The organism is Ruminococcus sp. (genome assembly GCF_024691275.1).
GTDB lineage: Bacteria > Bacillota > Clostridia > Oscillospirales > Ruminococcaceae > Ruminococcus.
The window spans coordinates 1-13135 of sequence record NZ_JAILNU010000107.1 but is presented as its reverse complement, the minus strand read 5'-3'; the positions used below and the strand labels follow the sequence as shown (position 1 = coordinate 13135).

The window sequence follows — 13135 nt, the reverse complement described above, 5'->3', positions numbered from 1 at the left end:
TTAAAGGGATATGGCAGGTCATTCTGCACTAAAAACGAGGTGCCAATTTATGCATCTATACAAAGTTTTGTAAAAAGTGCAACGAAATGCCCTTTTCAAGACACTTATATATTAGATAAGCGTTTTGTTTGCTCACCATACTAATAATATACGGGCAATTTTACGGGGGGAAATACTATGGAAAGAACACTGACAGCCGTTTCGGCGGTAATACTATTGATAGGCTGCTGCACAGGCTGCGGCAAGGGAAAAATTAAACAAGCGATACCAAAGATATGCTTCATGTACTACAGGAGCTTTGAGAAAGGCGCGGCAGGGTGTTTCTGCGACAGCAGCGGCAACTGTTACACCATACTTTCTGCTGATGTCATGAGTATGAAGCTTGAAGAACTGATCGCAAATTATGAAGCAGGCAAGCTTGAAAAGGATATAAAGTTTTTGAAAAAAATTGATGAAGCTGAACTCGAAGAAGCTTACATGAAGCTTCAGGGAGCTGTTGCAAAGGAAAAATGCGAGCTGCGTGTTCCTGATGCACTTTCTGAAGCAGAAGCTCCGCGCGAGAGTTGGTATGGGGTGTATTATGATGAAAATAATACTCCTGCGAGGGTAGAGATCCACGCGAATCGGTGCATGACCGATATAAATTCAGTAAACAAAGATGTTAACGAAGTATATGAATGGTTTTCAGGCAGTTTGAATGGAAATAAGTAAAAGGAAGAAAATTAGCACTCTCATGGCGAGAGTGCTAATTTTCATTATACCGTCACAAAGCTGTGATATTTCTTTCAAAAAGCAGCAGTATCATATAGACAATGAAACGAAAGGAAGCGATACCGGTGGAAAGTGCATATTACATGGAAAACTGCATAGGATAAATATGATGGCTTATCATCAGGATAAGCAGAATAATTATTGGAGGCATGAATTATGTATGGACTTACACCTTTTGGCGGCACAGGATTTGATCTGTGGAACGCATTCAATGATTTTGACAAGGACTTTTTCGGCGGCAGAATGCCTGTAAACAACTGCAAGACCGATATCCGCGATGACGGCAATAAGTATGTTCTTGAATCAGAACTGCCGGGCTTTGAAAAAGAGGACATCAAGCTTGATATCAACGGAACACAGCTGACTATATCAGCTGAGCACAGCACGAACAGCGACGAAAAGGACGACAAGGGCAATTATATCCGCAGAGAGCGTATGTTCGGCTCTTATAAGAGAAGCTTTGACATCGGCGACACTGATCCCGAAGCTATCAGTGCCGAATACAAGAATGGTATCCTTACCATTGAACTGCCAAAGAAAGCTCCCGAAGCCCCTGTGGCAAGAAGACTTGAGATCAAGTAAAATTAACATAAACACACCCTTTATCCCCACCTTGCTTAAAGGTGGGGATTTTTTTGTTATGAACGGATCACGGCATACGTTAAGTCGAAAATATAAATCAAATCTGCGGCTGAAAGTTTTAGCATGAAACGATATAGAATGAAAAAGGCAGGGAAATGTGCGATTTATTGAATCGTTTATGCATGATTACCATTCAAAGAATCGAAAATCCGTCGGAATATACAAATTGTTCTTATGGATAAAATTAATTCTTCACTTTTTTGACTGAATATGCTATAATACTATATATACGTATCTTTGCAGCTGTTTTCGGAGGTGACTGTGACAATTGAAAAGACTGTACATCACAGACCTTGACGGTACACTTCTGAATTCAAATGGCGAAATATCGCCGAAAACAGCAGATATCATCAACTCGCTCATCTCGGACGGGCTGTACTTTACATTTGCCACGGCGAGATCGGTGTATTCGGCAAAGCCTATAACATCGGCAATTGATATAAATGTGCCGTGTATACTCATGAACGGCGTGAGCATCTACGACCTGTCTGCGGACGGATATATCGCCAATCAGTACATACCCGTGAGCGCTTCGGAGAAGATCGTCGAAGCCTTTCGCAGAGCTGATGCCGAGTGCTTTATGTACCGCTTCAATGAAGGAGTCCTTACCTGCTATTACACCGAGATAACCAGCCGCGTTATGAAAGCCTTTGCAGAGGTGCGGAAAAATAACTACAACAAGCCCTATGTGCAGTGCAGTTCGCTGCTTGAAGCTGCCGATGATATGACTATATATTACACGGCACTGACGGACTATGAAAAGCTTCTCCCCGTCAAGGAGACTATCGACGGCATGGAGGACGCTGACTGTGCTTTCTACAAGGACACATACACAGGAAAGTGGTTTCTGGAGGCCTTTTCGGCTAAGGCATCAAAGTCCAACGGCATACGCTTTCTGCGTGAGAGGTACGGCTTTGACGAGGTAGTCGCTTTCGGGGACAACCTCAACGACCTGCCCATGTTCGCGCAGGCTGACAGGAAAATTGCCGTGGGCAATGCAAGGGACGAGGTAAAAGCTGCCGCAGATATAGTCATCGGCACTAACGACGAGGACGGAGTTGCAAGGTGGCTGCACGATGAAATTAGCTATTAGCCATTAGCTTTTTGTAGGGACGCACAGTGTGCGCCCGAATATGAACAATAGCATACGGACGAACCATATTCGCCCCTGCAAGCGGCGGAGCTGCTCCCCGATGGCTAAGGACTTGATAAATATGATAATTTTTAACATGAAAGGAAAATATATAAGATGAAAAAATTAATGCTGGGAAATGAAGCCTTTGCAAGAGGCTTATACGAAGCTGGCTGCCGTGTAGTATCAAGCTACCCTGGTACACCTTCCACTGAGATCACAGAGGAAGTAGCTAAGTACGACGAGGTCTACGCAGAGTGGGCACCAAACGAGAAGGTCGCTATGGAGACAGCTCTCGGAGCTTCTATCGCAGGCGCAAGAAGCTTCTGCGGAATGAAGCACGTTGGTCTCAACGTTGCAGCAGACCCCCTCTATACAGCAGGATATACAGGAGTAAATGCAGGTATGGTCATCGCAGTTGCCGACGATCAGGGTATGCACTCCTCTCAGAACGAGCAGGACAGCCGTCATCACGCTATCGCTTCAAAGGTACCTATGCTGGAACCGTCTGATTCAACAGAATGTAAGGAGTTCGTCAAGCTTGCATTCGAGCTTTCCGAGAAGTTTGACGCACCATTCATAGTAAGAATGTCCACAAGAGTTGCTCACTCACAGAGCATCGTCGAAATGGAAGACCGCAATGACCTTCCGCTCAAGGACTACGAAAAGACACCGAGCAAGTTCGTTATGATGCCTGCTTACGCAAAGGGCAGACACGTATTCGTTGAGGAGCGCACAAAGAAGCTCATCGAGTACGCTGAGACAACTCCTCTCAACAGAGTGGAGATATCGGACAAGGCTGAGTTCGGCGTTATCACCAACGGTGCAGCATACCAGTATGTCAAGGAGGCTCTCGGCGACAAGGCTTCCGTACTTAAACTGGGTATGGTAAATCCTCTCCCTGTAAAGCTCATTCAGGACTTCGCTGCTAAGTACGAGCAGGTATACGTTATCGAGGAGCTCGACGGCATAATCGAGGAACACTGCCGCAACATCGGCGTAAACAACGTTAAGGGCAAGGAGATATTCGGCTATATCGGAGAGCTTCCGCAGTCTGTTATCGCAGAGAAGCTTCTTGGCGAGAAGAAGGACTTCGTTGCTCTTGAAGACGATATCCCTGTACGTCCACCTGTAATGTGCGCAGGATGTCCACACAGAGGTCTGTTCTACTGCTTGAAGAAGCTGGGCGTAACAGTATCGGGCGATATCGGCTGCTATACTCTCGGCGCAGCAGCTCCGCTCAACGCTATCGACACAACTATCTGTATGGGAGCTTCTATCTCGGGACTTCACGGCTTCAACAAGGCAAGAGGAGCAGAGTCCGAGCACAAGAGCGTTGCTGTTATCGGTGATTCCACATTCATGCACAGCGGTATGACAGGTCTTGTAAATATCGCTTACAACAACTCAAATTCAACAGTTATCATACTCGATAACTCTATCACGGGTATGACAGGTCATCAGCAGAACCCAACAACAGGCAAGAACCTCAAGGGAGATCCTGCTGCGGCTGTTAATCTTGAAGAACTCTGCAAGGCTATCGGTATCAAGCGCGTAAGAGTTACTGATCCGTACAAGCTTGCCGAGACAGAAGCTGCTATCAAGGAGGAGCTTGCTGCTGACGAGGCTTCAGTCATTATCTCACGCCGTCCATGCGCACTTCTGAAGTACGTTAAGCACAATCCGCCTGTAAAGGTAAATACAGATAAGTGCGTAGGATGTAAGATGTGTATGAAGCTTGGCTGTCCTGCTATCTCAATGCGCGACGGCAAGGCTGTAGTAGACCATACTCTCTGCGTAGGCTGCGGCATCTGTCAGGAACAGTGCAAGGTAGGCGCTATCGAGTGATCAGCAGCGGCGGATATTATCCGTCCGCAGATAACGCAATAAATACGAATGACCGACTGTAGGGAACGCTCCCGGCGTTCCGAAAAGGAAAAATTATGTTACAGATGAATATATATGAGGAGTTCGCACACTGGCTGGACGCTCTCCTCGAAAATAACGATATGCCCGAGGAAACAAAGGCTTTCTGCTTCAATCTCTATGAAGAATCCGATGAGGAACACATCTATGGTGTACAGCTCATAGCTGCAAGTGAGTTCGACCCCGCCGACAAGGAGGGCGACTGGGCTTGCGAGGAGATATGGAGCAGTGAGGAGGATATCTTTACAATTGATACCTCCGACGAAGATGATACAGGCTGGCCTCACGCTCAGGAGCTTTTCAAGGAAATGGTCGTGGAGTATCTCAAAAACGGCAAGTATTCCAACATTTTGAATGGAGCAGAAGGTGCTGCAATAGGATTCGTTGACGGCGAACTTGAATTATTATAACATTTTTACGGGGGAAAAGGAAAATGGGCGATTTAACAAATGGTATCGGCAATAATGCAGGGATGAATGATATCAACAATGTATCTGCAAATAATACGGCAAATACAACTCAGCCTTCAGGCTACAGCAATTCACAGAGCGGCTACAGCAGCACTTCTTCCTATGACAGTGCATCAAATTACGGAAGCAGCTCTTCAAACTACGGCGGCTACAGCAGTACAGCTTCCTACAGCGACTTCGGCACGAAGGATACTGATTTCGTATCACTGCTCAAAGGCATACTCGGAGCTGTAGTCGGTGCGATACCGGGTATCATACTTATAATACTGCTTGCGCGCGCAGGCTTTATCGCAGCTATATGCGGTGCTCTTATGGCTGGCGGTATGTTCTTCGGATACAAGTTCATGACAAAAAACAATCCGCCATCTGAGATGGCTGGAATCGTCATCTGCGGAGTGGTAATGCTCATAGGCGTTTATATAGCTGTGCGTACATCGTGGTGTATGGAGATAGCAAAGGTATTACAGGACGAGTTGGGCTTCGCTGCGGGCGAGGTCGATAAATTCACAAGTGAGGTGCTTTATGAGTATATCGGCATAAGAGATGTTTCGTTCTCGGAGATATCGTCCGAATTCGGTACGCTTCTCGACAAGGTGGATCTGAAGGGCAAGTTCATATGGTCGTTCCTTGAAAATCTGATTTTTGCAGTAGCAGGCGGTTACGGTGCTTTTTCAAAGTTCGGTAACGGAAGCATCAGCATCTGATCTCTATGGAGTAATACATAATGGAAAATTTTACAAAAGGTTCTTCTGTAAACAACAGCTATGGACAGCAGGATTCAGGATATAGGGAAATGCCTGATTTCTATGCAATGTCAAGGGCAAATGCAAACTCGGATACGGAATTCTTTACGCTGTTCAAGGGCGCGATAGGAGCTATTATCGGAGCTGTTCCGGGATTTTTCATGATCATGACGCTTGCAAGGTCGGGTCTGATCGGTTCGATATGCGGAGTACTGCTTTCAGCAGGAGTATTCTTCGGGTATTACATCGCCACACACAGAAGCGGCTTCAAGCTGAGAACAGGCGGTATCATATGCCTGATCGTTATGGGGGTCGCGGTCTATCTTGCAGTACGTACATCATGGGTACATGAGGTACAGATAAGACTTGCGGAGATGAGCGATATTCTTGGATTCGACAGCCCGAAATCAAGCAGCTATATCAGCAAGGACGTTGTTTATGATCTGATACTCGGAAATATAAAGCCCACATATTCGCTTTGTTCGGAGAATTTCAGTGAGCTGCTCTCAGATCTCAGAATGGAAAGCTCGTTTAAAATATCTCTCATCGAGAATTACTTTTTATGCGCTGTCGGTTCTGTATGGCTGTTTTATAAGTTCGGAAGAAAGAACTATTAAGAATTATTATCATTAAGGAGTAATATAAAATGGAAACAAAATCTATTATGATCGTAGGTGTCGGCGGACAGGGTTCACTGCTCGCATCGAGACTTCTCGGCAATGTGCTTCTTGCACAGGGCTATGACGTTAAGGTCAGCGAAGTTCACGGAATGAGCCAGCGCGGCGGTTCTGTTGTTACACACGTAAAGTACGGCGATAAGGTGTATTCACCTGTTATCGAAAAGGGTGAGGCTGATGCAGTTATTTCCTTCGAGCTCCTCGAAGCTGCAAGATGTCTCCCTTACCTCAAGAAGAGCGGAAAGCTTATCACCTCCACACAGCAGATAGACCCGATGCCTGTTATCACAGGTGCTGCAAAGTATCCTGAGAACCTTGTTGAAAAGCTTCAGGCAGCAGGTGCTGAGCTTGTGGCTGTTGACGCTCTTTCACTGGCTGAGCAGGCAGGTACAGCAAAGGCTTCAAACGTTGTCCTCATGGGCGTACTCGCTTCACGCATGGACTACCCTGACGAACTCTGGCAGAAGGCACTGGAGCAGTGCGTACCGCCTAAGTTCTTAGAGCTCAACAAGAAGGCTTTCGAGTTGGGCAAGGCAGCAAAATAGTTTTTGGTTATTAGTGATTAGTTAAAACCGAGGCAGTATGAATAGCTGCCGAGAACTTACAGCGGAAAACGCTATGAAAATAGGAAGAATGTTAAATTCCGTTGTAATTAAGCTAAGCGCAAATAACTAACCGCAACAAACTTGTACATAATATCATAACATAATAAATCCATAAATAAGGAGTAGAAGTCCAATGGAAAGATATTGGAACAAAGAGATCGAGTGTGCGTCGCGGGAAGATATGAAAAAGCTTCAGGACGAAAGACTCGTGGCACAGGTAAAGCACGTTTACGAAAACGTTAAGTATTACCGTGATCTCATGGACGAAAAGGGCGTTAAGCCCGAGGACATCAAGGGCACAGAAGACCTTCACAAGCTGCCGTTTCTCAGCAAGGCTGACCTGCGTGAGGCTTACCCTTACGGACTGCTGGCTAAGCCACTCAGCGAATGTGTAAGAATTCATTCGACCAGCGGTACTACAGGCAAGAGAGTAGTTGCTTTCTACACACAGCATGACGTTGATATGTGGGAAGACTGCTGCGCAAGAGCTATCACTGCTGCCGGCGGTACAAATGAGGACGTTGTTCAGGTAGCATACGGCTACGGACTTTTCACAGGCGGTATGGGTGTTCACGGCGGCTCGCACAAGGTAGGCTGTCTCACACTTCCTATGAGCTCGGGCAATACAGAGCGCCAGGTACAGTTCATGCAGGATCTCAATGCGACTATACTCTGCTGTACGCCTTCGTATGCAGCTTATATCGGCGAGACTATCGCTGAAATGGGTATAAAGCCTGAAGAACTCAAGCTCAAGGCAGGTATCTTCGGCGCTGAGCCGTGGACTGAGGAAATGCGCAGAAGCATTGAGAAGTCACTGGGCATCAAGGCTTTTGATATCTACGGACTTACAGAATCAAGCGGTCCCGGTGTTGCTTTCGAGTGTTCGGAGCAGACAGGTATGCACATCAACGAGGATAACTTTATCCCCGAGATAATCGACCCAGAAACAGGTGAGGTCCTTCCTGAGGGCGAGGTAGGCGAGCTTGTATTCACAAGCATCAACAAGGAAGCTTTCCCGCTTCTCCGTTACCGTACCCGCGACCTCTGTGTACTCAGCAGGAAGAAGTGCTCATGCGGACGTACTCTCATAAAGATGGCTAAGCCTATGGGCAGAAGCGATGATATGATGATAATTCGCGGAGTAAACGTATTCCCGTCACAGATCGAGACTGTTCTTATCGAGCAGGGTTATTCACCGAACTACCTCATCGAGGTCGACCGCGTAAACAATACCGATACCCTCGATATCAGTGTTGAGATGAATCCGGACCAGTTCTCGGATAAGGTCAAGGATATGCAGATGCAGGAACGCGCTCTTGCCGTTGCGATAAAGACAATGCTCGGCATCAATCCTAAGGTGCATCTTGTTTCACCAAAGTCCATTACAAGAAGTGAGGGCAAGGCTGTAAGAGTTATAGATAAGCGTAAGCTCCACGATTAAGGTTATAGCAGGTATTTAACCTGTTTAATAATTATTTATTTTTAATAAGGAGGACTCATTTATGAAGATCAAGTTATTTTCCACAAATTATATGCCTGAACAGGAGAAGTATGAGCGATTTGCGGCGTTTGAAAATGAGCTTAACCAGTTCATAGCAAATGTCAAAGTCCTTGATATCAAGTTCAGTACATCATCAGGGCTCTGTCACGATGCTCAGACCCATGTAAACGAGTATGTCGATGAACTTTCTGTACTCGTAATGTATGAATGACGTTTTCGCAGCAGATACTGCAATAAATGCTCCTCTTGCTGACGCAGAAATAATCAAAATATAAAGGAGGAAGACCGTATGTCAAATGTAAGACAGATCTCGGTTTTTGTAGATAATAGACCTAACCAGCTGGCAGGCGTTATGAAGCTGATAAAGGACAGTAAGATCAATGTACGTGCATTGAGCGTTGCTGATACAAAGGATTTTGGTATCCTTCGTATGATCGCCAATGATACTGAAAAAACTGTCGAGATTTTAAAGGCGGCTTCCTACGCAGTCAAAGTCACAGAAATACTGGCGATATCCATACCTGATTCACCAGGACAGCTCAGCCGTGTGCTCGATATTCTCGGTAACAAAAACGTTAATATCGAATATCTCTATGCTTTCCTCGGAAAGTCTGACAGAGCGGTTTCATTTGTTATCAGAGTGGACGATAATGCGAATGCGGCAGCTGCACTTACAGAAGGCGGTATTATTCAGCTTACCGAAAATGATATTGCTGAAATGTAAGTAATTAACAAAAAGTTCACTTCTTCGTAAAATTATTTTGAAAACGCTTGACAGAAATCAAGTAGGTGTTGTATAATAATAGAGCAATATTTAACGAGAAATTTCAACAGGAGTGATGAAAGATGGGTATTCTCGAAAAATTTAATGATGCAAGCAGGGGTGTGTCAGAAAAAGCAAAAAATATCTCTGAAGCCAGCAACCTCAAAAGAAAGATATTGTATGAGGAAGAAAGAATTGTTGAGATATTCACAGATATTGGTAAAAAATACTATAAAAGCCATAATGACGATCCTGCTGCTCTCAAAGAGCTCTGCGACGATATAGATACAAGACGCAGAAGGATCAAGAAGATGAAGTACGAACTCAACAGCATAAGGGGCTACAAGGTATGCCCTCAGTGTAACGCAGAGATCAATGAGCGATTCCAGTTCTGCGGCCGCTGCGGCTTCAGACTTCCTGATATTGAGGATGAGGATTTTATGTCGCTTGAGTCTAATGATTACTACACAGAAAGCAGCAATAATTTCTTTGATGCTGATCCTAACAAGAGCTATTGATAATTGATCACAAAGGCTGTTCTGAGGCTATCGTCGGAACAGCCTTTTTGTTACAGAATTGCCTGTTTATGCGCCTGCAAAGCAGCCGCGCAGGTATGCAGAGTATGAACCAGAAGCATGAAAAGGGGAGGCATATCTGCCCTAAAAGATTCAGCGGCATATCTGAATAATCCCATACGTTCCAGTGCATTATCAGATTATCGAATATCCCCACTGTGAACTCTATGGCTGTTATTATAAGCGAGCCAAGGAAACAACTGCGGATAAGTGTGATGCTTCGGCTGTTGATGGCATAAAGTACCATCAGCACTATACCTCCTGTGAGCGACATAGTCCAGTGAGTATAACCGCGCATTACTATCTCAACAAGACTGTAACAAAAATATCCCATAAGAAACGAAAATATTAGCTGCGATAGCTTCATTTTATCACCTCAGTGTGATTATTGCCAGTTTTACGCAGATAATACAGATAAAGGAGCTGAATATAATGCGAAAAAGCTGCATACTTATGCATATATCAAGTTTGCCGTCGGAGTACGGTATCGGAAAAATGGGGCGTTCTGCCTTTGAATTCGTGGACTTCCTGAAGTCCGCCGAGGTCAGGTGCTGGCAGATACTTCCTCTTTCGCCTACGAGCTACGGTGATTCACCGTATCAGTCGTTCTCGGTAAAGGCAGGAAATCCGTACTTCATTGACTTCGAGGTGCTTGAGGAGGACGGTCTGCTTGAGCATCATGAGTTTTCGGCATACAACTGGGAGACTGATCCCGATAAGGTGGATTACAGCCTGCTTTACGATCACTGCTATGAAGTGCTCAGAATAGCTTACGGACGCTTCAAGCCAACGAAATTTCCTGATTATAAGCGATTCTGCGATGATAATAAGTCGTGGCTGGACGAGTACGCTCTGTTCATGGCATTGAAATTCAAGAACGGCGGCAAGCCGTGGTACGAGTGGGACGAGGATATCTCAATGCACCGCGCAAAGGCTGTGACTGAGGCAAAGAAAGAACTGAAAAAGGACATCGGCTTCCATAAGTTCATACAGTTCGAGTTCAGCAGACAGTGGAAGGAACTGAAAAAATATGCCAACGCCAACGATATTGAAATAATTGGCGATATCCCTATATACTGTGCTCTGGACAGCGTTGAAGCATGGGCTTCACCTAAGCTATTCCAGTTCGACAAAAAGCGCAGACCGACTGTTGTGGCAGGCTGTCCGCCTGATGATTTCTCACCGCTGGGACAGCTGTGGGGAAATCCTGTGTACAACTGGAGCTATCACAAAAAGACGGGCTTCGCATGGTGGATAGACCGCATCAAGGCAGCTACAGAGCTTTACGATATCGTTCGTATAGACCATTTCCGAGGCTTTGAGAGCTACTATACCATTCCCTACGGCAACGAGGACGCTACTGTGGGCGAGTGGAAAAAGGGCCCTGACTATGAGCTGTTCAAGCTCGCTGAGGAGAAGCTGGGAAGACTGAATATCATAGCTGAGGATCTGGGATTTATTACTCCCGAGGTCAGAGCTATGCTGGATAACTGCGGATATCCGGGTATGAAGGTGCTCCAGTTCGCATTCAGTGATGGAAAAAATGAGTATCTTCCGCATAATTATTCAAGCATCAATTACTTCGCGTATACGGGTACTCACGATAACGAGACTCTTATCGGCTGGGTGGGGACCCTCGATAAGAAGTCGCTGAAATTCGCTAAACAGTACCTCAACGTAAAAAAGAAAAAGGAGATACCTGCCGCTGTTATCCGCGCTGCTTGGGGAAGTGTCGCAGAGGTGGCAGCTGCACAGATACAGGATTTCCTTGAAAGTCCGAAGGAGGGAAGAATGAATACGCCTTCAACTCTCGGAGGCAACTGGCAGTTCCGTACTCATAAGTCGGACTTTACGCCTGAACTTGCAAAAAAGATTCGCCGCCTGAACAGACTCTACAACAGATAAAAACGTCTTTTTATAAGCGGTTCGCAATAGGGTGGGATTCAAGGTGAATGCCTTGAATTTCAGATATATTATTTTTTATTTTGGAGATATGTATAAGTAATTACGCTTGCATTTGTGCTTCTTTTACAACTGTGAAAGCTTGATATTATAGAATAGTTACAAATGTCACTTACTGAGTGACAGATGACATCTATGAAATATATTGATGCTGTATTATAATCAATATAGAAAGTCAAGTTTAACACGGCTGCGCTGAAAGGGGCTGAGCTTATGACAAAAAAAGAGAAGATCGCTGTTAAAATAGCAGAAGCAGGTATCATGGTATATCTGCTGAGATGTATCGTCATGTTAATTGAAGAGCGGGGAAGGGCTCCGTTCTGGGACTACCTCGGACTTGTGTATATGTCTCCGTTCGGAGTTGTCCTGGTGCTGAGCGTTTTCTGCCTGACAGCTGTTCTTGTATCGAAAAAACTTCGCAAGCGTGAGGAAAAAGGATTGAAGCCTTTTTCAAAAGCCTACAGGATATCGTTTCTGGTGTCATTTGTGCCGTATCTGCTTTTCCTCGCATACTGTATCTATAGCAGTATCTTTGGCTTTCACTTCTTCAGTGTGAGCTATGGATGGCAGGCATTTGAAGGCGCATTTGCTATCGTGGGACTGATATTCTGTGTTATTCCTGTTTTCCCATTCTGCCTTTTCTGGCAGGTGGTTTACATAGTAAAAAGCATACGTAACAAAAAACATGAGATTTCTTAAATTTTAACTGGGGGGCTAAGTTTATGAAAAATTATGAAAAAGGATTAATGAAGATATTCGGGGGATGTGTCGGTATTTTCATTCTTGATCTGGTTTACAGATGCAGAGTTCGCGGTGATGAACTTCATTATCTCATATTTGATAATTTCACGCTCGTTCTTGGTATCCTTTTCATTATCTCGTTATGCGGTATCATTACTGTGATAATTTCCACATGGATAAGAGGACGTATCAATGACGGAAAATGTCCTATATCCAAATGCTACAGCAGGTCGTTCTATCTGTCATTCGTGCCGTTTGTGCTCATATTGATGTTCAGCATCTACTCCGCAGTGACAGGTTTTAGGCTATTTCATACCACGTATGGTCTGAAAGCGGTACACGACACCTTGCTGATATACGGCTATAATATCTTCTGTATCATTATCCCTGTTTTTCCTGTGTGCCTGTTCTGGCAGGTGCTCTACATCGTGAAGCGGGTCAATTACAGAAAGATGATGCGATGAATATTGCAGGAATAACATTGTTTATGTATGCTAAAATAAAACTGAGCCAGTTAGCCTCAAAATGATAATAAAAAAATGAGCCACTAAAATAAAAATCCTGTATAATAAGAGAAAGAGCTTGTGTACAGGAGGAACAAGGAGTGGCAATAGCAATGGAGATCTA

Annotated in this window: 16 protein-coding genes; 15 read left to right on the top strand and 1 reads right to left on the bottom strand. The window is 44.9% G+C overall.

What is annotated here, in order from left to right; genetic code table 11:
• The first annotated feature begins 177 nt into the window (after positions 1 to 177).
• From K6G33_RS13005 to K6G33_RS12950, 12 genes are all read left to right on the top strand, one after another.
• The gene (locus K6G33_RS13005; protein WP_296780246.1) at positions 178 to 711 is read left to right on the top strand and encodes a hypothetical protein; all 534 of its coding nucleotides are present in this window, start codon (positions 178 to 180) and stop codon (positions 709 to 711) included.
• Positions 712 to 927: 216 nt separating this feature from the next.
• Positions 928 to 1353, top strand: coding sequence for an Hsp20/alpha crystallin family protein (locus K6G33_RS13000; protein ID WP_296780245.1), 426 nt, complete (start codon positions 928 to 930; stop codon positions 1351 to 1353).
• A gap of 328 nt (positions 1354 to 1681) precedes the next feature.
• Positions 1682 to 2506 (top strand): HAD family hydrolase, encoded by an 825-nt coding sequence (locus tag K6G33_RS12995; RefSeq protein ID WP_296780243.1) that lies wholly within the window; start codon positions 1682 to 1684, stop codon positions 2504 to 2506.
• Positions 2507 to 2662: 156 nt separating this feature from the next.
• Positions 2663 to 4393 carry an indolepyruvate ferredoxin oxidoreductase subunit alpha gene (iorA, locus tag K6G33_RS12990; protein WP_296780241.1) on the top strand — a complete coding sequence of 577 codons (1731 nt, stop codon included), beginning with the start codon at positions 2663 to 2665 and terminating at the stop codon, positions 4391 to 4393.
• A gap of 95 nt (positions 4394 to 4488) precedes the next feature.
• Complete coding sequence (locus K6G33_RS12985) at positions 4489 to 4881, top strand: hypothetical protein (RefSeq protein ID WP_296780238.1); 393 nt, start codon at positions 4489 to 4491, stop codon at positions 4879 to 4881.
• 23 nt (positions 4882 to 4904) lie between these two features.
• The gene (locus K6G33_RS12980; RefSeq protein ID WP_296780237.1) at positions 4905 to 5645 is read left to right on the top strand and encodes a hypothetical protein; all 741 of its coding nucleotides are present in this window, start codon (positions 4905 to 4907) and stop codon (positions 5643 to 5645) included.
• Between the two features lie 20 nt (positions 5646 to 5665).
• Positions 5666 to 6301, top strand: a complete 636-nt coding sequence (locus K6G33_RS12975) for a hypothetical protein (protein ID WP_296780235.1) — start codon at positions 5666 to 5668, stop codon at positions 6299 to 6301.
• A gap of 29 nt (positions 6302 to 6330) precedes the next feature.
• Positions 6331 to 6906, top strand: a complete 576-nt coding sequence (locus tag K6G33_RS12970; RefSeq protein WP_296780234.1) for an indolepyruvate oxidoreductase subunit beta — start codon at positions 6331 to 6333, stop codon at positions 6904 to 6906.
• 193 nt (positions 6907 to 7099) lie between these two features.
• Complete coding sequence (locus K6G33_RS12965) at positions 7100 to 8407, top strand: phenylacetate--CoA ligase family protein (RefSeq protein ID WP_296780231.1); 1308 nt, start codon at positions 7100 to 7102, stop codon at positions 8405 to 8407.
• A gap of 61 nt (positions 8408 to 8468) precedes the next feature.
• A complete protein-coding gene (locus K6G33_RS12960) occupies positions 8469 to 8678 on the top strand; it encodes a hypothetical protein (RefSeq protein WP_173449635.1) in 210 nt (69 codons plus the stop codon).
• 78 nt (positions 8679 to 8756) lie between these two features.
• The gene (locus tag K6G33_RS12955) at positions 8757 to 9191 is read left to right on the top strand and encodes an amino acid-binding protein (protein WP_296780228.1); all 435 of its coding nucleotides are present in this window, start codon (positions 8757 to 8759) and stop codon (positions 9189 to 9191) included.
• A 122-nt stretch (positions 9192 to 9313) separates the two neighbouring features.
• Entirely contained in the window at positions 9314 to 9748 is a 435-nt protein-coding gene (locus tag K6G33_RS12950) for a zinc ribbon domain-containing protein (protein WP_296780225.1), read from the top strand.
• Positions 9749 to 9755: 7 nt separating this feature from the next.
• On the opposite strand, the gene K6G33_RS12945 is transcribed toward K6G33_RS12950, so the two are convergent.
• On the bottom strand, positions 9756 to 10172 hold the full coding sequence (locus K6G33_RS12945; RefSeq protein ID WP_296780223.1) for a hypothetical protein: 417 nt from the start codon (positions 10170 to 10172) through the stop codon (positions 9756 to 9758).
• A gap of 14 nt (positions 10173 to 10186) precedes the next feature.
• On the opposite strand from K6G33_RS12945, the gene malQ reads away from it, so the two are divergent.
• The 3 genes from malQ (at position 10187) to K6G33_RS12930 (ending at position 12972) form a co-directional block, all read left to right on the top strand.
• The gene (gene malQ / locus K6G33_RS12940; RefSeq protein ID WP_296780220.1) at positions 10187 to 11710 is read left to right on the top strand and encodes a 4-alpha-glucanotransferase; all 1524 of its coding nucleotides are present in this window, start codon (positions 10187 to 10189) and stop codon (positions 11708 to 11710) included.
• A 270-nt stretch (positions 11711 to 11980) separates the two neighbouring features.
• Complete coding sequence (locus K6G33_RS12935) at positions 11981 to 12466, top strand: hypothetical protein (protein ID WP_296780218.1); 486 nt, start codon at positions 11981 to 11983, stop codon at positions 12464 to 12466.
• Between the two features lie 23 nt (positions 12467 to 12489).
• Positions 12490 to 12972, top strand: a complete 483-nt coding sequence (locus K6G33_RS12930) for a hypothetical protein (protein WP_296780214.1) — start codon at positions 12490 to 12492, stop codon at positions 12970 to 12972.
• The last annotated feature ends 163 nt before the right edge of the window (positions 12973 to 13135 follow it).

Bases quoted from the DNA above. Each gene is read 5' to 3' on its own strand.
- K6G33_RS13005 (WP_296780246.1), top strand. From the start codon at position 178: ATGGAAAGAACACTGACAGCCGTTTCGGCGGTAATACTATTGATAGGC.
- K6G33_RS13000 (WP_296780245.1), top strand. From the start codon at position 928: ATGTATGGACTTACACCTTTTGGCGGCACAGGATTTGATCTGTGGAAC.
- iorA (WP_296780241.1), top strand. From the start codon at position 2,663: ATGAAAAAATTAATGCTGGGAAATGAAGCCTTTGCAAGAGGCTTATAC.
- K6G33_RS12985 (WP_296780238.1), top strand. From the start codon at position 4,489: ATGTTACAGATGAATATATATGAGGAGTTCGCACACTGGCTGGACGCT.
- K6G33_RS12980 (WP_296780237.1), top strand. From the start codon at position 4,905: ATGGGCGATTTAACAAATGGTATCGGCAATAATGCAGGGATGAATGAT.
- K6G33_RS12975 (WP_296780235.1), top strand. From the start codon at position 5,666: ATGGAAAATTTTACAAAAGGTTCTTCTGTAAACAACAGCTATGGACAG.
- K6G33_RS12970 (WP_296780234.1), top strand. From the start codon at position 6,331: ATGGAAACAAAATCTATTATGATCGTAGGTGTCGGCGGACAGGGTTCA.
- K6G33_RS12965 (WP_296780231.1), top strand. From the start codon at position 7,100: ATGGAAAGATATTGGAACAAAGAGATCGAGTGTGCGTCGCGGGAAGAT.
- K6G33_RS12960 (WP_173449635.1), top strand. From the start codon at position 8,469: ATGAAGATCAAGTTATTTTCCACAAATTATATGCCTGAACAGGAGAAG.
- K6G33_RS12955 (WP_296780228.1), top strand. From the start codon at position 8,757: ATGTCAAATGTAAGACAGATCTCGGTTTTTGTAGATAATAGACCTAAC.
- K6G33_RS12950 (WP_296780225.1), top strand. From the start codon at position 9,314: ATGGGTATTCTCGAAAAATTTAATGATGCAAGCAGGGGTGTGTCAGAA.
- K6G33_RS12945 (WP_296780223.1), bottom strand. From the start codon at position 10,172: ATGAAGCTATCGCAGCTAATATTTTCGTTTCTTATGGGATATTTTTGT.
- K6G33_RS12935 (WP_296780218.1), top strand. From the start codon at position 11,981: ATGACAAAAAAAGAGAAGATCGCTGTTAAAATAGCAGAAGCAGGTATC.
- K6G33_RS12930 (WP_296780214.1), top strand. From the start codon at position 12,490: ATGAAAAATTATGAAAAAGGATTAATGAAGATATTCGGGGGATGTGTC.